Consider the following 16,949-nt stretch of genomic DNA (forward strand, 5'->3'; position numbering starts at 1 on the left):
AGCAAATGTGAACACAAAGTTCCTGATAGTGTTCAGGAACTACTTCAAAAAGTGAAATAAAAAAAGCTCGCTTTGCAGAGCGAGCCGTAGAAGGTGTTACAAACTTTGGTATTGATAGTGTACTGTATCACCTTCCAAAAATCAAATCTTTGGAGGTCTTTGACAAATGAATGAAGTTTTTTACACTGAGCCGTTTAGTGATCATCGTCGCGATCAAATTAATCTTACCACTGTAGGTGGATCAATTTCCTATGATCTTAAGGGGAATCCATGTTTTCACTTCCCGACAGCTGAGGCGCGAAATGAGTATCTTTCTCGCAAGTTTAAAGAGAAAGGACGTGAAGACAAATGAAAAAGGAAATTAAACTGCTCAAATTAGAACTGCGTAATTTTAAGGGGATTAAACATTTTACTCTTGATACTCAAGGCGAGAACGTCAAGGTCTTCGGTGATAATGCAACAGGAAAAACAACATTGTTTGATGCTTTTATTTGGCTCTTATTCGATAAGGACAGCCAAAACAAAAAAGATTTTCAGATTAAAACTCTAACAAAAGAAAACAAGCCTATTAGCGGACTGGATCATGAAGTCAGCGGCTTGTTTTTGATCGATGGAGCTGAATTGTCTCTGAAAAAGGTGTACTCCGAGAAGTGGACAAGAAAGCGGAGTAGTGCTGAAGCAGTATTCTCTGGACATACCACTGACTATTTTATTAACGAAGTGCCATCAAAGAAAAAAGAGTTTAATGATCGAGTCAGCTCAATTATTGCAGAAGACAAATTTAAACTCATTACTTCTCCATCATTCTTCAATGAGCAATTGAAATGGCAAGACAGACGGAAGATTCTACTTGAGATTAGCGGCGATGTAACAGCCGAGGAAGTATTCAGTAAAAACCCTTCTGTGGCTGCCCTGGAAAGCATCTTAAAGAAACGGTCGCTTGAAGAGCATAGAAAGGTGATCGCGGGAAAACAGCGTGAAATAAATAAAAGGCTCGATGCAATACCGGTAAGAATCGATGAAGTCCAGCGCACAGTCGAAGATACATCTGGTCTAGATGAACAAGAATTACATGACGAGATAAATTTTCTTCAAAAAGAAGTTGAGTCATTGGAGGAGAAACTTCGTTCAGCTCGTAATGGTGAAGCTATTTCTGAGAAGAGGAAAGTAATTCTCCAGCTGCAGAATGATCTTCAGGAAATCAAAAATGATCATCAGGAAAAAGAATACAAAAAGATCAATGAGATTAAAGAGCAGCTATACCCTGTGAAAAGCAAGATTGATGAAATTTCAATGGAGATTAAGTCGAATCAGCGGCAGTTATCACTTGAAAAAGACAATTTGGATCGATTAAATACGGAAATCGAGTCGCTGCGCCAGAGTTGGTGCGACAAGAATGAGGAGACGTTTGATCAACATCAAACTGAATGCCCTACATGCGGCCAAGAATTACCGAAAGAAAAAATTGATCAAGCCATTGAAAAATTCAATTTTCATAAAAGCCAAGCTTTAGCTGAAATCAATGAAAAAGGCAAGTCGGTTAAGAGTCAAAAAGAAAAGTCTGAGGATGCTATTCAGGAATTAGAAGCTGCAATATCTAATTTGCAGGATGCCTATAAGAGTGAAGAAGAGACTTTATTATCACTTGAAAAAGAATTAGAGGGCGCGCAAAGCAATAGATCAGATATTTCAGCGGATCCAATTTATCAAAACAAACAAGCTGAAATTGAGGCCGTTCGGAATGAAATTCAGCATTTAGAATCTTCCACAGATCAAGCCGTTCAATTGATTAAGGATGATATCAACAGTAGAAAACAAGAGATTTTGCTGCTTCAAAAAGATCAAGCGAAAATTGATCACGCAAGGCATGTTAATGATCGGGTAAGGCAGCTTGAGCAGGAACAAAAAGAGTTAGCAGAACAATATGAACAGCTACAACATCAACTCTTTTTGACTGAAGAATTTGTTCGCACTAAGGTGAATCTCCTCGAAGAGAAGATAAACAGTAAGTTTAAATATGCTCGTTTCAAGCTCTTCAAGGACCAGATCAACGGGGGACTGGAAGAGACATGTGAAACCCTTTATGAAGGTGTGCCGTATTCGTCCGGCTTAAACAATGCAGCACGTATTAACGTTGGGTTAGACATCATTAATACCCTTAATGATTACTACGGAATCACTGCTCCTATTTTCGTTGATAACTCTGAAGCGGTGACGAAATTGATCAACACAAAATCACAGATCCTCAGTCTGATTGTTTCCGAGAAAGATAAACAGCTTCGTGTCGAGTTTCAAGACGAACTAGTTCAGGAGGCAATCTAATGGGGGCCTATTACATTGTTCAACATAAAAAGGAGGATTCAAATGAGCGAACAAAATGAATTAATGACTAAGTCCGTTGAGTTTTCAGTACACGGTGAACCCGTCAAGCTTACAGGAAAAACTGTAAAGAATTTTTTGGTTCGTGGAAACTCTGATGTAACTGATCAAGAAGCGGCAATGTTTATAAATCTTTGCAAGTATCAAAAACTCAATCCATTTTTAAATGAAGCTTACCTAGTGAAATTTAAAGGATCGCCAGCTCAAATGATCGTTGGGAAAGAAGCGTTTATGAAACGCGCAGAGAACAACGAACAATTTCAAGGCTTTAAGGCTGGAATTATCGTTGAGCGTGAAGGCAAAATGGTTGATTTGGAAGGCGCAATCAAGCTTTCTAACGACAAACTAATTGGTGGATGGGCAGAAGTTTACCGTGCGGATAGACAGCAACCAATATCAGTACGTATTAGCTTAGAAGAATTTAGCAAAGGACAGTCCACGTGGAAGTCAATGCCCTTGAATATGATTCGAAAAACAGCAATAGTAAACGCCTTACGAGAAGCTTTTCCAAATAGTCTAGGCAACCTATACACAGAGGAAGAGGAGCAGGCTAATGATGACATCCTAGCTGAAGATAGAGTACGGCGTGAAGTAAATGAGAATGCAAATACAGAGATTATTGATGTAAATCCGATTCTCGAACCAGAACCAGAAACAACACAAGCAGGACAGCCTGAACCTCAGCCAATAAAAAGAGAAAGTCAAGATAAGCCTTCAATTTTTGAAAGTGGGCCAGACTTTTGATTGAAGTAACCGCTTTGTCATCTAGCAGTAAGGGAAATTGCTACCGGGTTACCGATGGCAAGACCCCGCTTCTTTTAGAATGTGGGGTCAGTTTTAAGAGGATGCAGGAGGGCTTCGAGTATAGGATGTCACAGTTTGCTGGCTGCCTGATCTCTCATGAGCATGGGGATCACTGCAAAGCAATTAAGGATGTTCTGAAAGCCGGCATTGATTGTTATATGTCTCCTGGGACGGCTGGAGCAATTGGCATTTTTCATCACAGAATAAAGCCTGTGCGCGCTAAACAGCCGTTTAAAATTGGTTCTTGGTCTATTATGCCCTTTGACGTGCAGCACGATGTGGCAGAGCCGTATGGCTTCCTGTTGGCTAATGAGGACGGTGACAAGCTTCTGTTTGCCACTGATACCTATTACATCAAATACAAGTTTCCAGGACTCACTCACATTATGGTGGAATGCAATTACTCGAATGAAATACTGAACGAAAACATCGAAAGCGGCCGTACTCCGCTATTTATGAAAAAACGACTCTTACAGTCGCACTTCAGTTTAGAAAACGTAAAAGAATTTTTGAAGGCAAATGACTTGAGCAGGGTTCAGGAAATTTGGCTGCTGCATCTTTCTGAATCAAACAGCGACGAGAAGCTTTTTAAAGAAGACATCATGAAATTGACTGGAAAGGTTGTTTATATACCATGACTGACTTAATTGCGGTTCCTTACCCTTATTGTTACGTGTCATTGGCCAAGACAGTGGCCCCAGATATGCGTAAGGACACTCTATTAATGTACGTTTCAACCTATTTTCGAAAATATGAACCCGATCTTACTCTTGTGACAATCAAAGGGTTAAAAGCTATCTGCAGAAAGAAATAGTGATGGAAAGGAGGCGGGACCCTTGGCTGGATGGGTGAGGCTATATAAGTCAATGGTCGATCATGAGATTTTTACAGATAATGTCGGCTTTAGGTTGTTCACTTTTTTAATTACCAAAGCTGCGTTTCAGGACGGTATGAAGATTAATGATTATGAGTTGAAAAAAGGCCAGTTTATCCGCTCATATTCAAAATTATGTGATGACTTAGCGATTAAAAAGGGCAGAGGTTTAACCAAATTCACAAGAGCAGCAGTAAAGGCTGCAGCTGAAAGGCTTCAGGCAAAAGGAATGATTACTGCAGAGGAAACTGAATACGGAATGCTTTGGACTGTATTAAATTATTCAAAATTCCAAGGTGCTGCTGAAGAACCTGCATATGAAAATAAGGCTAAAGAAAAGCCGAAAGCACCTCAGCCGAAGGACGAGGGCTCGACTTCTTTCCAAAAAATCGAAGAGAAATTCACTTCGAGAAAAGGCTCTCTATTTTTATCTGCTGTAGATACAGCGGCAATCAAAAGAGTCATAGAGGCAGAAATACCTATCGACGATGTTTTGAATTGGATAGATGAAATTTTTGAGCAATATAAACCTAAATATCCAGGAGACAAGATAAATTCTTTTTCTTACTGTGAACCAATTATTCGTGATAGATGGGCTGCTAAACAAAGCGAAAAACAGCCTTCTAATGTCTCAGAATTTAGGCCGCGCGGATCGGTACAAGAAAATAGCTTTGCTGCTCTTGAAGCATACGCCAAAGAGAATGGCATCGGCATTTAAGGTAGGTGATGATTACTTTGGAAAAAGCAGAAGCAATGACACTATTAAAACGGCTTGCAGCAGCCTATACACGTTTTGATTTGAGTGGAGAAGTTGGGAAAGAACGTATTGCATTGTGGATGGATCATCTTCTGAAAATGCCGTTCGAAGCGGTAAAAGCAAAGATTGATGATCATATTGCAAATAAACCATTCCCTCCCTCTATTGCAGAGGTAAATGTCAAACATCGTGAAGAAAACAGTTTTTTAGAGCAACAGAAAGAGTGGGAACAAAATGCAAAATATGGTCCTAAACACTGAAGCAGAACAAGCGGTCCTCGGTTGTATTTTAGTTGAAGGCGACCTGATAAAAGAGACATCCCTTCAACCTGAACAGTTCGGAGTGAAAAAACATAGTGTCATTTTTTCAGCTATGAAAGAAGCAGATAAATTCGGTATCCCTGTTGATATAGTTTCTGTCACAACTCAACTTGGCAACGCTATTGAAGAAGTTGGGGGGACCGGTTATTTGATGGGGCTAGCTGGAGCGATTGCAAGTACAGCCAGTTTTCTACACTATCAAACGATGATTCTTGAATCTTATAGGCTGAGAGAAATGCAGAAAGAGTGTGCTTCGTTTGTAAAAGAGCCTACAGACGAGGGCATGAATAGAATATACAAGCGGTCTTCTGAGCTTCAAGACTTTGGAATTGAAAGAAAAAGAACTAAGCAAGATGTCCTTGTAGAGATTTATAACGATATGCACGAGGAAAAAGGCGACATTACAGGTATTCCTACAGGATTGAATGACCTAAATGCTATGACTGGTGGTTGGCAGGATGGTGACCTAATTATCTTGGCAGCACGGCCTTCTATGGGGAAAACCGCTTTTTCTTTAGGACTTGGGAAAGCAAATTGTGAAAGTAATTCAGGTGTTACTGATATTTTCTCGCTTGAAATGCCAGACAAACAGTTAACACAGCGGATGTTAAGTAATATTGGCTCAATTAACGGAGCTAAATGGAAGAACCCTAAAAAGTTCTTTAGTGATAAGGATTATGAGAACGCGACAAATGCAATTGGGCAATATGAAACTTGGAATATAAATATACATGATCAACCGTCCCAAACGTTGGCGTATATAAGATCTAAAATTCGACAAACCAAAAAAGAAAACCCAGGTAAAAAGCATTTGGTTATTATCGATTATTTGCAATTAATTACACCTGTCGGGAATTTCGATAGAAAAGATTTAGAAATAGGGGCAATAACTCGAGAACTAAAAGAAATGGCATTGAGTTTTAAACTTCCAATAATTCTTTTATCGCAATTATCTCGTGCAGTTGAACAGCGTCAAGATAAACGTCCAATGATGTCTGATTTAAGGGAGTCCGGCAGCATAGAACAAGATGCTGATATCATTGCTTTCTTATATCGAGATGAATATTACAACAAGCAAAGTGAACTGAAAAATATTGTTGAAATCGACATAGCAAAACAAAGGAATGGCCCGACCGGAGTTGTTCAGGCGGCATTTATTAAGGAGTATGGACGATTTATTAATCTTGATCGCCAGATGGAAGCGAAGCTTGCTTAATAGAAAGGAGCACTTATTATGTCTTCAGATATAACGCAGCCGGTTACAGACGAACGGCGGGATTACGTAATGAATGAACTTATCAAGTATGGCCAATATGAATCGGAGGACGGAAGAGAGTTGGACGAACTATCTTTACCGGACCTGGAGTGGCTACATATTAACGTTAAATGTAAGTTTGGCCGTGAAATGTCCTTCGAGGAGGGAGATTGATGCTCGGCACGCTCCGCTCCTTAACATTTATAATCATGAACGCGGATTTAATAATGACTGAAATAGAGCAGCTGGAAGCAGCTGACGGGAGGTAACAGCATTGATTAGTTTTACGGTTTACGGTGAGCCAGTAGCCCAAGGGAGACCGAGAGCCACCACGGTTAATGGGATGACCAGGCTATACGATCCAAAAAAATCTAGAGACTTTAAGCAATATGTGAAGCTGGCCGCTTCAGATTATCGTCCAGCAAAATTGCTAGAAGGACCACTTGAATTATCTGTAAAGGTTTATAAATCCACTTTGAAAAGCTTCAGTAAGAAAAAAGCTGCAGAAGCAGAACAAGGGTTGTTGAGGCCGAGCAAAAAGCCAGATGTTGATAACTATATAAAGGGCATCAAAGACGGTTTAAATAAGGTCATCTGGCATGACGATAGCCAAATAGTAGACCTTCATGTCAGCAAGTTTTATAGCCAAAAACCAAGAATTGAAATACAAGTAAAACCACTATCACAAGAGGAGGAGCAGTTATGTCTTTTGTTAATTTCAAAGGATTAGTAAAAAGGTGAATCACCAAAAGGTATCACTGAAGTTGTTGTGGAGGTTTCATCTAATGAGGGCGAACATAGAGCGGTTTAATGGTTAATAGGCTGCGGCGTTGGTATTTGCTGTTTCGTATGGAGGATGGACGAGCAGTCCACCTCTATGAGCCTTTAAGAAAATACGAGCTGTTCCAGCGGTTTAAAAATGGATGGAGGGTTATTGGTGGCCTCAAGGAGAGAGTATCTTATAAAACGTCTTACGGAAGATTTCAGGATGGTTCCAGGACACGGACCTGACTTTTCCCAGATGACAGATGAAGAACTTGAAAAGCAATTAATATTTTTAGAATCTGCTTTTGAGATGGCTTGGGAAGAAGAGGGCGAGGAGGAAGAGGATATATAAAAAACCGCAGCACAAGGCCCCGGTTTAGTTAATCTCGACAATTAATTATAACACGGGGAGTGCTGCAAAATGAACCGACCAATTGAACTTGAAAACTTACACCAACTTTCCGTTGGAGACTTGATTGAACGAAACAAAATAAAGCTAGTTATTCTTGACGGTAAGGATGGCTGCGCATATTTAGCAGATACACCTGAGTACGGCATTACAAACGTGCATACCAGAGACAATGAATATACAAGAATCCATTTTGACTATGGATTTAAGAAGTAAAGCGGAGGGTAAACCCTCTGCTGTTATTGGGAGGAGCCAATATGAAAGATACGATTCAGAGAATCGAAAATGAATGCAGGCAGCATATGGGGCTATCCCTGGCCTCAACGGAGTGGCTGATTGAAACGGTTAAGCAACAGCTGGCCGTAATTGAGGAAAACAAACGGCAGGAAGAAATAGCTGTTAATCAGTTCAAACAGGTCCAGCAAGATATCAAGCGCCTGAGCGGGGAAAGTAGCAGATATAAAAAGGCTTTACAGCAAGTTATCAAGAATCTGCAATTCGTAATAACAGCTGCTAAAAATGAATTAGAAAGTGAGAATAGTTGATACGAATTTATGAAAAAAGTGATTCGCAGTTTAATAACCTGGCTGCTGCCTGGTCTAAAATGACTCGCTATGATAAAAGTCTGTTTAAACCGAGTTTCATTATTCTAGCATCTGATCATCAAGAGGAAGAAGTAGAGAAAATAGCTGCCGCACTCAATATAGATTTTATAGAAAAATTTTTCATCAATAATACCTTGTCGTATAGTCTGTTTAATTAAAAGAGATTAGTGTTTGATTTTTCCGTTTTTTAGTACATTATATAATTAATAGAAAAGATATATGAGGTGGGAAGTAATGACTTGGACTCAATTTTTCGTTATTCTTTTAACAGCTCTAATTACAGCAATAATGTCAAACCTTTTTAGCTTTATTAAAGAAAAAATGATTGCATCCTCTAATACATCATCCAAGTATACAGAGGAAACTCTTTCAAAACTATATGTTCCTCTATACCGATTGATAACCAAAGAAAACTATACCTTAAAAGGTTATGATGGATTAACTCCTAAAACTATTTTCGAAATGAAAAAAATAATTGACCAAAAACCAGAGTTGTGTGAACCAGGTTTAGAAAGGTTAATTGCTGAAATGTATGAGGAGGCTCTTAAATTAGATGGCCACTACGGCACTGTCCATATGAAGCAAGGAAAAAAAGTAGACGAAAATGGAGAGCTGTATATTTATATAATTAATGGATTTAATACTATCAGAAGGAACTTAGGTCTTCCTTCAGAAAGAAAAAAAAGATAAATTGCATGGACACTTTTTCTTAGCTGAAAGCTAATTATAAGTGTCCTTTCATATGTATATAGGGGGATCGGTATGACAGCAGTAGAGCAATTGTCATTTCTTCCAGAAGTGAATGAAAAGGAAGTTCGGAATATTGTCATTAAAGAACTGAAAACGTATAGATCACTAAAAATTCAAGCAGAGAATAGGAAAGAGCAAAAGGAAAAGGGGGTCATTGGTTTATTTCCGCAGCTTCGTAAAAACACCGAATATAATGAGCTGAAGGTCAAGCAGATGGATAGGGCGCTAAAGCACTGCCTTGATCAAGACGAATACAGCATCATAGAAAAGAAATATTTGTCTCCGCAAAAAGTAAAGGATCTTGAAATCATGATTGAACTGGGTATAAAAAGAGATAAGTTTTATCAGGTGAAAAGACAAGCTATTTACAATATCGCAACTGCGCTCGGAATAATCTGAGCGCTGTTTTTTTATAGAGGGTTTGAATTTGAAGGCCGTATACCAATTTTAATTAATATTGAACTTTTTTTAAAACGATTTGAACTGCATTCTGTTTTGATTTCCATATATGTCATACAAATATCAATTGCATGGCTATGTATAAAATCTCTCTGAGATAGAAATATTGACATAATGAGACGGGTATTATATTTTATTTGCATGCGCAAGCAAATAATAGAAAGTGAGGTATACTTATAATGGCAACTATTTCTACACCATTTAGCATTAAAAATCTTCAGCTAAAAAACAGGATTGTAATGGCACCAATGTGCCAATACTCCGTCGAGAAAGAAGACGGTATTCCTAACGAGTGGCATTTTGTCCACTATGTTTCACGAGCTATTGGTGGTACCGGATTAATCATTATGGAAATGACAAGTGTTACTCCGGAAGGTAGGATCACAAATGGCGATTTAGGGTTATGGTCTGATGATTCAATACCTGCATATAAACGAATCATTACCGAAATTCACAAACATGGAGCAAAGGCAGCTATACAAATTGCTCATGCTGGTCGAAAAGCAGAGGATGCTGAACAGCCTGTTGGCCCATCAGATATACCTGTAGAAGTATTACCTGAGGAGACAAAGAATGGTACTCTCAAGCCACCCAGAGCTTTGGAGACTGACGAAATCCAGACTATAATTAAGCAATTCAAAGATGCGGCAAGTCGAGCAGTTAAAGCTGGATTTGATACTATAGAATTGCATGGAGCTCATGGTTATTTGTTACATCAATTTATGTCTCCTGCCATTAATAACAGACAGGACGCTTACGGTAAGGACCTTGCTCTATTTGGAGAAGAAGTTGTTAAAGCTGTTCGGTCAGTAATACCAGAAGATATGCCTCTTATCATGAGAATGTCTGCGATTGAATATATTGATGGTGGTTATGAAATAGATCATGCAATAAAGATGGCCAAACGTTTTAGAGATGCTGGGGTAGATATGTTCCACGTATCAAGTGGAGGAGAAGGTCTTCCTGGAAAGAAAAAGCCCGGCAACTACCCTGCATACCAGGTTCCTTTTGCTCGCGCATTTAAAGAAGCTTTGCAAACTCCGGTTATAGCCGTTGGCAAATTGAGTACTCCTCAAGTCGCAGAGGCGACATTAGCAAATGGAGATGCTGATCTTGTAGCAATCGCCAGAGGTATGTTAAACGATCCTTACTGGGGATTACATGCTATAAAAGCTATCACACATAAGGTCACACCTCCAGAACAGTATAGTAGAGGTATACGATAGTTATTGTTTTTATTTTTGATAACGCAACATATTAAAACAACCAATCCAAACTGGATTGGTTGTTTTTCTTATAATTTTTATCTCTTTGGAGGAGTAAATCTTTTTGCATTACTATTATTCGGATAATCTATCCCATTAGGATAAGTTATAAGCTCAATTACCATCCCCCACGGGGTTGTGCCATAGACAAATTGATTTGCCTCGTCATTTCCCTCTATCTCATTGAGAATTTTTGTAGGTTGGGTATTTAATTGACCACCAGCTTGTTCAAACTTTGTAACAGCTTCCTTCATATTATCTACATAAACAGCAAAATGCTGAATACCCAAATCATCTGGATTACTCGGTTTTCTTTGTTCTATACCTTGATATTGGAATAGCTCCAGACTAATACTTTCTCCTATAGACACTACTCTCATGTGAACAACTTCTGAGCCTTTTTTCAATCCAAGAATTTTCTCGATTTCTTCACCGCCCATAGCTCCTTCCTCAGGTTTCTTAGAATCATAAGCTACTTTAGCGCCAAATGCTTTTTGTAGAAAATCAGTTGCTTCTTCCATATCCGGAACTGTAATACCGATGTGATCAATACCTCTAATGATATTACTCATAGTGACACACTACCTTTCTATTATATAAAGTCTAAAATAATAAATAATCTAATGAATATTTACCTGGTCCAACAATTATTATGGCGATTGCAACAAAAATAATAAGTATGTTATATTCAGCGCCATTATTGGTAATCCAATACCCGTTTCTTCCTGTTACCGTAATGATAGCTGCTACCATGGCAGCTATAATCATAATGGATGCAAGTGGTGTTAGAAGACCCAAGGCTAATAGCAAACCTCCTCCGATTTCAGACAGTGCTGCAAAGAAAGCCATTAACTTAGGAGGCTTTAATCTCATATGGCCGAAACTTTCTACAGTCTTATTCCATCCATTTCCCCCAAACCACCCTATGGTTTTTTGTAATCCATGTCCAATGAAAGTAAGTCCTAATAGGATACGGATTAGGAAAATAGCTATACTCAATACCGTCACCTCTTTCTGACTATCAACACTATAAATAGTACTTTTAAGTTAATCTAAAGTAGAGAACGGTAACTAACCAGGTCGACTCTGCACGTATTCCCACATTGCATCTGGTGATTAGTCTTAATTTCTGTACGGATCAACGATTCCTCTCCAATGCTTACTTTTTCCCCCCCTCCTTTATTTGTTTGCGCAAACAATTTTATAGAAATATATTATCCCTTCATGCATTTCTTAAACATATTTTTATGTTTGCAGCCCTTAATTCATTAAGTTATTCTAGAAAGTAAGATACTATAAATAGGAGTACACTATGAAAACTGAGAGCTTAATTGAAACTTGGTTCAATTTTTCCAAATACTACAATAGAATTACAAACGCGATTAACTATACCTTAAAAGATCAATTTGAATTAGACATAAAAGAGTTTACTTTACTCTATACTCTTTCGGAAGCCGATGAAAAAAAACTACGATTACAGGAGCTACATTCCAAAATTGATTTAAGCTTGAGTGCTTTGTCGAGAATGGTATCCAGACTTCAAAATTATAAAGATGGAGAACTTGTATCACGAATAACTTATCCGGAGGATAAAAGAAGTGCCTATATAGTCTTGTCAGAAACAGGAGAGGAATTACTTAAATCCATGTTAAAGACTATTGATGAAGCATTACACAAATCTTTATTACCAAAAGATATATCAAATATAGTGGAATTGCTCAAATAAGGAAGGGGAATTATCCCCCCTTCCTTTTGTATTGTGCAATTTGAAAGCATTCATGATTTAGAAAGAAGAATGATAGTTACAACAAAGCCTCACCGAGGAGCATTCAATTTAATGAATGCTCTTTTTTGTTTGGCGATAAAACACCGATAAATAACCGACAAAAAGCTGACAAAATGGGGGATAAAATAGGTACTTTTTTAAATCGTGTTTTGTCATACGATAGAGACAAGAAAACGAACGTGAATAACAGTCCAAAAAGGAGATACCTACGGACGCTGATCTTTTGTACATGGAAATTTGTACAGCTGATTAGTGGCCGTTTTTTTTATGGCCATACCAGGAGACGCACCTTTCCTTTATCAAGTGTGCACTCGGATGTATCGAATGACTATGAAGGTCGTTAGCTTCACAGGAGGAGCGACTGGAGTCTATGCAGTATTGCGCGCGATAGTCACGGGGAACGCAAGCGGTGAGATCCCGCTTGCAAGGAAAGTCTTAAACCGGCTCTCCATTTTCTTTGCTTACCTCCTGGGGGAAATCGGCGGGCCACAAATAAATAAAAGCGAATAGCGTAAGGCGGTGCTTATTCGGCAAGGAGAAATGAAAGATGAAGATGAGAGACGTTTTATCTGCTGACACGAAACAGCAGCTTAAAAAAGTGTTAAGTCCCTCATCAAAGGCAGAAGAACCTTTGACGAGAAGGGATTGGGAAGAAATCATGGGAACGAGACGTGACACCTTCAGACGTGTAGGCGGCCGGATCCGGAGAAAGTGAAATGATGGGAACAGCCGTCATGTATTGGGAGTATGGCTGCCGGTGCTTTGGAGAGGGATAGGAGCACAAAAACAAAATAAGGGAGGAAATCGGAATGGCTTCATTAAAGGGAGTAAGCGCCAATCCAACAAAACAGAATCACATTTTAGGAGAGGACAAGATCGTTAGAGTTGCAGTCAAAAATGACAATGACTATATTGCAGGTCCTAACCTTATTCCTCAGCGGAAAGAGAGCGGGAAGTGGAAGACTCTTAACTCGAATTCTCCAAACCCGCTTAAGCCCGATCAGAAGGATTATGATGATTGGGGCATCAAGGAGATGTTCGACAACAAAAAAGGCACATATCGCTTTAAAGTTGAAGTTGAGCGCTATGATTCCAAAGGAGATCCCGTCAAAACAGAAGGAACATTCTATACTGACGAATTTTATATTAAGTAAGCATTCTAACTTAAATTGCTAAATATTGAAAAATCGCTTCCGATATAGTTTTAGGAGGCGATTTTTTATGAGTGAAACCAAAGAAATAATTGAATTTGGTGATATCAAAGACGCAGAAATTTATTTGCAACGAGTTGAAAAGGACATACATAAAAAAAGCTTCTCTGATCAAATTGCATTTAGAGAAGAAATCAAAAAGCGTCATGATAAAAAGCAAATTCAAATGCTCTTGGGCAGGCTGGAAGATATGATCGATAATAAAAAGGCTTTAAGTCACTTTACTACAGCTTTTTTTGCAATTCTTTCTTTTATTTTGGGCGGTACTTTAAATTATGGACTTGGTCTTGCAGAAGTAAGTTTTGCTTCTACAATTATCATATTGGTTTTTTATACTGCGGTAGCGATTTGGTTTGCGCTATCATTTGGAGAATCAAGAAGACTAAAAAAATTAACCGGTTATAAAAGATTATTACAAGAGTGTTTAGAAGAAATTCCAGATAAAAGACATTTTAGAAGAAGAGTATAAACAAGCATCAGACACCTTAGTGTATAAGGTGTTTTTTTATTGGAGGCGAAACATCATGGATATTAGAACTATACCAGTAGAAAAGATTAACCCCGCTGCATACAACCCTCGTATTGATCTTCAGCCAGGCGATCCCGATTATGAAAGAATAAAAGCATCTATTGAACGGTTCGGTAATGTCGAGCCGCTTGTTTGGAACGAAAGAACAGGAAACCTTGTAGGTGGCCATCAGCGGTTCAAAATCTATATGGAGAATAACCCTTCAGAGCTTACTGTTTCGGTGGTAGATCTCGATGATAACGAGGAAAGAGCCTTAAATATTGCACTTAACAAAACAGGCGGCGATTGGGATGAGTACAAACTCGAACAAGTTTTAAGAGAGCTTGAAGAAAATAATTTTGATCTGTCCTTCACCGGCTTTTCAGAAGGCGAACTAGAAAGTATTTTAGAAGATCTGACAGAACATGCAGGGAACGGCGGGAAAGTTACCGATAATCATGAGATTGATCTTGATTATTATGAGGCGGACCAATTTGAACATACCTGTCCTAAATGCGGGTTCTCTTTTAATGAGTAGGTGTTGAACAATGAACAGTTATAGATGGTATCTGTCTGATCTCAAAAATGTTGAGCAGAACGGATTGAAGGTTTTTAGTACTTTTTCATGTGGCGGCGGTTCCTCCATGGGTTATAAGCTTGCTGGCTATAATCTCCTTGGAAACTGTGAAATTGATCCGCAAATGATGAAAATCTACAGAAAGAATCACAATCCCAAATACTCGTTTTTAATGGATATCAGGAAATTCAACAAGTTGGACGATCTGCCAGAGGAATTATTCGATTTGGATATTTTCGATGGATCTCCTCCCTGTAGCGTGTTTTCAATCTCGGGTGAAAGAGAAGAGGTATGGGGAAAAGAAAAAGCTTTTAGGGAAGGCCAGGCAAAACAATCACTGGATGATTTATTTTTTGAGTACCTGGATGCAGTAAACAGGCTTAGGCCAAAAACTTTTGTTGCTGAGAATGTAAAAGGCATGATTATTGGAAATGCAAAGGGGTACGTAAAGCTTATAATTGAAAAGGCAAAAGAAATAGGCTATGATGTACAGCTATTTGTGCTGAATGCTGCCACAATGGGGGTCCCGCAAAGAAGAGAGCGGGTCTTTTTTATTGGGCGACGAAAAGATTTAAAGTTACCACCGCTAAAGCTCCATTTTAATGAGCGCCCTATTCTGTACAAAGAAATCAGGAGCGGGCGAGGTTCCAGATTGAAGGAAAACACAAAAACGTATAAAAGATGGGTGAAGAGAAAGCCATCAGATACTGATATCGGTCAAATTACAAGAAGGCTTGAAGGTAAAGAGACCGGCTTTAATACTGTTTTGATTAAGAATAGTCTTGTACCGCCTACGTTGGCAAGCGGGTCTATATTTCTCCGATACGATGAACCCTATTATATTTCAAGACAAGATGTGATTTTGATTCAGTCATTTCCTCTCGACTATGACTTTATGGACGCTTCAGTGCAGTATGTTTGTGGTATGAGCGTGCCGCCTTTGATGATGAAGAAGATTGCGGAGCAGATTCATAAGCAATGGTTTTTATAATTGCATATTTTTAGAAAAATGATATTATTTTTCTAAAAAGGGTGGAAAGTATGACCATAGTCCCCGAGAAATTATATTGTAAGGCCTGTAAAAGAAAAACAAATCATCATATAGTTACTAATAAGCACGGTCATGAGTTAAAGTTAGTGGAAAGTTATTTAGATTATGAAGAATCAGATTTTCAATTCTATGATGAACACTCCATAGTTCAATGTAGAGGTTGTGATACTATTGCCTTTTTAAGAATTTATAACGATGAGGGAATGTTTAATTTAACAGGGCCAGATTATCATAGCGATAGAGAATACTATAGTGAATATACAGTCTATCCTGAAGAGCCAAAAAAGCAGGATACTTTAGAGCATTTATTGCAATTTAAAGAAAAGTTTGATTTCAATCATTTACCGGATCTAATAAATGAAATTAGAGATGAAACAATAAATGCTTATAAACACCGAATGAACTTATTATGTAATACAGGTATAAGAATGATAATCGAAGCGATATGTAAAGTGAATGGGATTGATAAAAGGCCAAAGATGAAAAAAGGGGTCGCAGTATTAGATAAAGAGAACAAGCCCGTAATGGTGAATTTAAACTTGTTTGAAAAAATTGAGAAACTTTATGAGGAAGACTTAATTGATGATAAGCAGAAAAAGATACTGAATCAAATTAGAGACATTGGGAATGAGACAGTTCATGAAATTGTGAGACCTACTAATAGGGAGCTCCTCCAATATATAAATATTATAGATTTTATTCTTTATCATATGTATGAATTGCCTGAATTGAATTTTGAAAAAAAGAAGAAGTCCTAAACAGGACTTCTTTTTGTATAAAAAAAGAGGGTGCTGCTAACACCCTCCCTTTCTAAACAGAGAGAAACTCCCTGTCAAAGAGCGTGATCAGACGCGGCCGCGTTGTGGGAAAATATCACGCTCTCATCTCATATTGTAATGGAGGACAGGGAGGATGGCAATAGAAAATAGAAACATATGTTCCCTTTCTGACGATGAAAAAGAAAATCTCCTTCTACTGCATAGTGCCGAGTTGTTAGAGAACATCAGTCAATCAAAAGAGAAATACCGAAAGATAATACAAGCAGGTATGGCACAGTGGGTCAAGGGACTCCAAGAAGGACGTATAAAATTGGACACTGTAGCAGACTTGAAATTGCTCATAGAGCTTGATATACAGCTTCAGAAGGATGAGGAAATTTAAAAACAAACACAAA

The 16,949-nt window shown here is 38.4% G+C and carries 25 protein-coding genes; 23 read left to right on the forward strand and 2 right to left on the reverse strand.

The features are described from left to right. Nucleotides 1-166: 166 nt before the first annotated feature. The 15 genes from GYO_RS22975 (at nucleotide 167) to GYO_RS23050 (ending at nucleotide 10,603) form a co-directional block, all read left to right on the forward strand. A complete protein-coding gene (locus GYO_RS22975; protein WP_041520831.1) occupies nucleotides 167-352 on the forward strand; it encodes a YjzJ family protein in 186 nt (61 codons plus the stop codon). Next, on the forward strand, nucleotides 349-2,322 hold the full coding sequence (locus tag GYO_RS22980) for a coiled-coil domain-containing protein (RefSeq protein WP_014112370.1): 1,974 nt from the start codon (nucleotides 349-351) through the stop codon (nucleotides 2,320-2,322). Before GYO_RS22975 ends, GYO_RS22980 begins: the two co-directional genes overlap by 4 nt. 42 nt (nucleotides 2,323-2,364) lie before the next feature. Then, complete coding sequence (bet, locus tag GYO_RS22985) at nucleotides 2,365-3,123, forward strand: phage recombination protein Bet (RefSeq protein ID WP_014112371.1); 759 nt, start codon at nucleotides 2,365-2,367, stop codon at nucleotides 3,121-3,123. Continuing rightward, the gene (locus GYO_RS22990; protein WP_041520832.1) at nucleotides 3,120-3,821 is read left to right on the forward strand and encodes an MBL fold metallo-hydrolase; all 702 of its coding nucleotides are present in this window, start codon (nucleotides 3,120-3,122) and stop codon (nucleotides 3,819-3,821) included. Before bet ends, GYO_RS22990 begins: the two co-directional genes overlap by 4 nt. 198 nt (nucleotides 3,822-4,019) lie before the next feature. After that, complete coding sequence (locus tag GYO_RS22995) at nucleotides 4,020-4,775, forward strand: hypothetical protein (protein ID WP_014112373.1); 756 nt, start codon at nucleotides 4,020-4,022, stop codon at nucleotides 4,773-4,775. Nucleotides 4,776-4,783: 8 nt separating this feature from the next. Then, a complete protein-coding gene (locus tag GYO_RS23000) occupies nucleotides 4,784-5,074 on the forward strand; it encodes a replicative helicase loader/inhibitor (protein WP_374188608.1) in 291 nt (96 codons plus the stop codon). Next, nucleotides 5,049-6,350, forward strand: coding sequence for a replicative DNA helicase (gene dnaB, locus GYO_RS23005; RefSeq protein WP_014112375.1), 1,302 nt, complete (start codon nucleotides 5,049-5,051; stop codon nucleotides 6,348-6,350). Before GYO_RS23000 ends, dnaB begins: the two co-directional genes overlap by 26 nt. Nucleotides 6,351-6,663: 313 nt before the next feature. Beyond that, nucleotides 6,664-7,119, forward strand: a complete 456-nt coding sequence (locus tag GYO_RS23015) for a RusA family crossover junction endodeoxyribonuclease (RefSeq protein WP_014112376.1) — start codon at nucleotides 6,664-6,666, stop codon at nucleotides 7,117-7,119. A gap of 207 nt (nucleotides 7,120-7,326) precedes the next feature. Beyond that, entirely contained in the window at nucleotides 7,327-7,506 is a 180-nt protein-coding gene (locus GYO_RS23020; protein ID WP_041520834.1) for a hypothetical protein, read from the forward strand. A 69-nt stretch (nucleotides 7,507-7,575) separates the two neighbouring features. Beyond that, nucleotides 7,576-7,779 (forward strand): XtrA/YqaO family protein, encoded by a 204-nt coding sequence (locus GYO_RS23025; RefSeq protein WP_014112378.1) that lies wholly within the window; start codon nucleotides 7,576-7,578, stop codon nucleotides 7,777-7,779. A gap of 41 nt (nucleotides 7,780-7,820) precedes the next feature. Beyond that, on the forward strand, nucleotides 7,821-8,108 hold the full coding sequence (locus GYO_RS23030; RefSeq protein WP_014112379.1) for a hypothetical protein: 288 nt from the start codon (nucleotides 7,821-7,823) through the stop codon (nucleotides 8,106-8,108). After that, on the forward strand, nucleotides 8,105-8,326 hold the full coding sequence (locus tag GYO_RS23035; protein WP_014112380.1) for a hypothetical protein: 222 nt from the start codon (nucleotides 8,105-8,107) through the stop codon (nucleotides 8,324-8,326). The genes GYO_RS23030 and GYO_RS23035 overlap by 4 nt, the downstream gene beginning before the upstream one ends. A gap of 76 nt (nucleotides 8,327-8,402) precedes the next feature. Then, a complete protein-coding gene (locus GYO_RS23040) occupies nucleotides 8,403-8,858 on the forward strand; it encodes a hypothetical protein (protein ID WP_014112381.1) in 456 nt (151 codons plus the stop codon). 72 nt (nucleotides 8,859-8,930) lie between these two features. After that, a complete protein-coding gene (locus tag GYO_RS23045; protein WP_014112382.1) occupies nucleotides 8,931-9,317 on the forward strand; it encodes an ArpU family phage packaging/lysis transcriptional regulator in 387 nt (128 codons plus the stop codon). Nucleotides 9,318-9,556: 239 nt separating this feature from the next. Next, on the forward strand, nucleotides 9,557-10,603 hold the full coding sequence (locus GYO_RS23050) for an NADH:flavin oxidoreductase/NADH oxidase (RefSeq protein ID WP_014112383.1): 1,047 nt from the start codon (nucleotides 9,557-9,559) through the stop codon (nucleotides 10,601-10,603). A gap of 77 nt (nucleotides 10,604-10,680) precedes the next feature. Here the strand turns inward: GYO_RS23050 and GYO_RS23055 are convergent, their stop codons facing one another. Both GYO_RS23055 and GYO_RS23060 read right to left on the reverse strand, forming a co-directional pair. After that, nucleotides 10,681-11,214: a VOC family protein gene (locus tag GYO_RS23055; RefSeq protein WP_014112384.1), complete on the reverse strand. Its 534-nt coding sequence runs from the start codon at nucleotides 11,212-11,214 to the stop codon at nucleotides 10,681-10,683. A 31-nt stretch (nucleotides 11,215-11,245) separates the two neighbouring features. Beyond that, complete coding sequence (locus GYO_RS23060) at nucleotides 11,246-11,650, reverse strand: DoxX family protein (protein WP_041520835.1); 405 nt, start codon at nucleotides 11,648-11,650, stop codon at nucleotides 11,246-11,248. Between the two features lie 304 nt (nucleotides 11,651-11,954). On the opposite strand from GYO_RS23060, the gene GYO_RS23065 reads away from it, so the two are divergent. The 8 genes from GYO_RS23065 (at nucleotide 11,955) to GYO_RS23105 (ending at nucleotide 16,936) form a co-directional block, all read left to right on the forward strand. Then, nucleotides 11,955-12,368 (forward strand): MarR family winged helix-turn-helix transcriptional regulator, encoded by a 414-nt coding sequence (locus tag GYO_RS23065; protein WP_044059163.1) that lies wholly within the window; start codon nucleotides 11,955-11,957, stop codon nucleotides 12,366-12,368. A gap of 607 nt (nucleotides 12,369-12,975) precedes the next feature. Next, nucleotides 12,976-13,143, forward strand: coding sequence for a hypothetical protein (locus tag GYO_RS43940; RefSeq protein ID WP_014112388.1), 168 nt, complete (start codon nucleotides 12,976-12,978; stop codon nucleotides 13,141-13,143). 94 nt (nucleotides 13,144-13,237) lie between these two features. Beyond that, the gene (locus GYO_RS23080) at nucleotides 13,238-13,582 is read left to right on the forward strand and encodes a hypothetical protein (RefSeq protein WP_014112389.1); all 345 of its coding nucleotides are present in this window, start codon (nucleotides 13,238-13,240) and stop codon (nucleotides 13,580-13,582) included. A gap of 67 nt (nucleotides 13,583-13,649) precedes the next feature. Continuing rightward, nucleotides 13,650-14,108, forward strand: a complete 459-nt coding sequence (locus GYO_RS23085) for a hypothetical protein (RefSeq protein ID WP_014112390.1) — start codon at nucleotides 13,650-13,652, stop codon at nucleotides 14,106-14,108. A gap of 55 nt (nucleotides 14,109-14,163) precedes the next feature. Beyond that, nucleotides 14,164-14,685, forward strand: coding sequence for a ParB N-terminal domain-containing protein (locus tag GYO_RS23090; protein WP_014112391.1), 522 nt, complete (start codon nucleotides 14,164-14,166; stop codon nucleotides 14,683-14,685). Between the two features lie 10 nt (nucleotides 14,686-14,695). Beyond that, a complete protein-coding gene (locus GYO_RS23095; RefSeq protein WP_014112392.1) occupies nucleotides 14,696-15,715 on the forward strand; it encodes a DNA cytosine methyltransferase in 1,020 nt (339 codons plus the stop codon). Between the two features lie 146 nt (nucleotides 15,716-15,861). After that, nucleotides 15,862-16,533 (forward strand): DUF4145 domain-containing protein, encoded by a 672-nt coding sequence (locus tag GYO_RS23100; protein ID WP_014112393.1) that lies wholly within the window; start codon nucleotides 15,862-15,864, stop codon nucleotides 16,531-16,533. A gap of 154 nt (nucleotides 16,534-16,687) precedes the next feature. After that, the gene (locus tag GYO_RS23105) at nucleotides 16,688-16,936 is read left to right on the forward strand and encodes a hypothetical protein (protein WP_019712754.1); all 249 of its coding nucleotides are present in this window, start codon (nucleotides 16,688-16,690) and stop codon (nucleotides 16,934-16,936) included. Nucleotides 16,937-16,949: the final 13 nt, after the last annotated feature.

This window comes from Bacillus spizizenii TU-B-10 (assembly GCF_000227465.1).
GTDB lineage: Bacteria > Bacillota > Bacilli > Bacillales > Bacillaceae > Bacillus > Bacillus spizizenii.

What these genes read in the sequence shown, in the direction of transcription:
- GYO_RS23050 (WP_014112383.1), top strand. Translation starts at nt 9,557, where the DNA reads ATGGCAACTATTTCTACACCATTTAGCATTAAAAATCTTCAGCTAAAA.
- GYO_RS23030 (WP_014112379.1), top strand. Translation starts at nt 7,821, where the DNA reads ATGAAAGATACGATTCAGAGAATCGAAAATGAATGCAGGCAGCATATG.
- GYO_RS23105 (WP_019712754.1), top strand. Translation starts at nt 16,688, where the DNA reads ATGGCAATAGAAAATAGAAACATATGTTCCCTTTCTGACGATGAAAAA.
- GYO_RS22975 (WP_041520831.1), top strand. Translation starts at nt 167, where the DNA reads ATGAATGAAGTTTTTTACACTGAGCCGTTTAGTGATCATCGTCGCGAT.
- GYO_RS23040 (WP_014112381.1), top strand. Translation starts at nt 8,403, where the DNA reads ATGACTTGGACTCAATTTTTCGTTATTCTTTTAACAGCTCTAATTACA.
- GYO_RS23025 (WP_014112378.1), top strand. Translation starts at nt 7,576, where the DNA reads ATGAACCGACCAATTGAACTTGAAAACTTACACCAACTTTCCGTTGGA.
- bet (WP_014112371.1), top strand. Translation starts at nt 2,365, where the DNA reads ATGAGCGAACAAAATGAATTAATGACTAAGTCCGTTGAGTTTTCAGTA.
- GYO_RS23090 (WP_014112391.1), top strand. Translation starts at nt 14,164, where the DNA reads ATGGATATTAGAACTATACCAGTAGAAAAGATTAACCCCGCTGCATAC.
- GYO_RS23095 (WP_014112392.1), top strand. Translation starts at nt 14,696, where the DNA reads ATGAACAGTTATAGATGGTATCTGTCTGATCTCAAAAATGTTGAGCAG.
- dnaB (WP_014112375.1), top strand. Translation starts at nt 5,049, where the DNA reads ATGCAAAATATGGTCCTAAACACTGAAGCAGAACAAGCGGTCCTCGGT.
- GYO_RS23055 (WP_014112384.1), bottom strand. Translation starts at nt 11,214, where the DNA reads ATGAGTAATATCATTAGAGGTATTGATCACATCGGTATTACAGTTCCG.
- GYO_RS23080 (WP_014112389.1), top strand. Translation starts at nt 13,238, where the DNA reads ATGGCTTCATTAAAGGGAGTAAGCGCCAATCCAACAAAACAGAATCAC.
- GYO_RS23065 (WP_044059163.1), top strand. Translation starts at nt 11,955, where the DNA reads ATGAAAACTGAGAGCTTAATTGAAACTTGGTTCAATTTTTCCAAATAC.
- GYO_RS23045 (WP_014112382.1), top strand. Translation starts at nt 8,931, where the DNA reads ATGACAGCAGTAGAGCAATTGTCATTTCTTCCAGAAGTGAATGAAAAG.
- GYO_RS23000 (WP_374188608.1), top strand. Translation starts at nt 4,784, where the DNA reads ATGATTACTTTGGAAAAAGCAGAAGCAATGACACTATTAAAACGGCTT.
- GYO_RS43940 (WP_014112388.1), top strand. Translation starts at nt 12,976, where the DNA reads ATGAAGATGAGAGACGTTTTATCTGCTGACACGAAACAGCAGCTTAAA.
- GYO_RS22980 (WP_014112370.1), top strand. Translation starts at nt 349, where the DNA reads ATGAAAAAGGAAATTAAACTGCTCAAATTAGAACTGCGTAATTTTAAG.
- GYO_RS23085 (WP_014112390.1), top strand. Translation starts at nt 13,650, where the DNA reads ATGAGTGAAACCAAAGAAATAATTGAATTTGGTGATATCAAAGACGCA.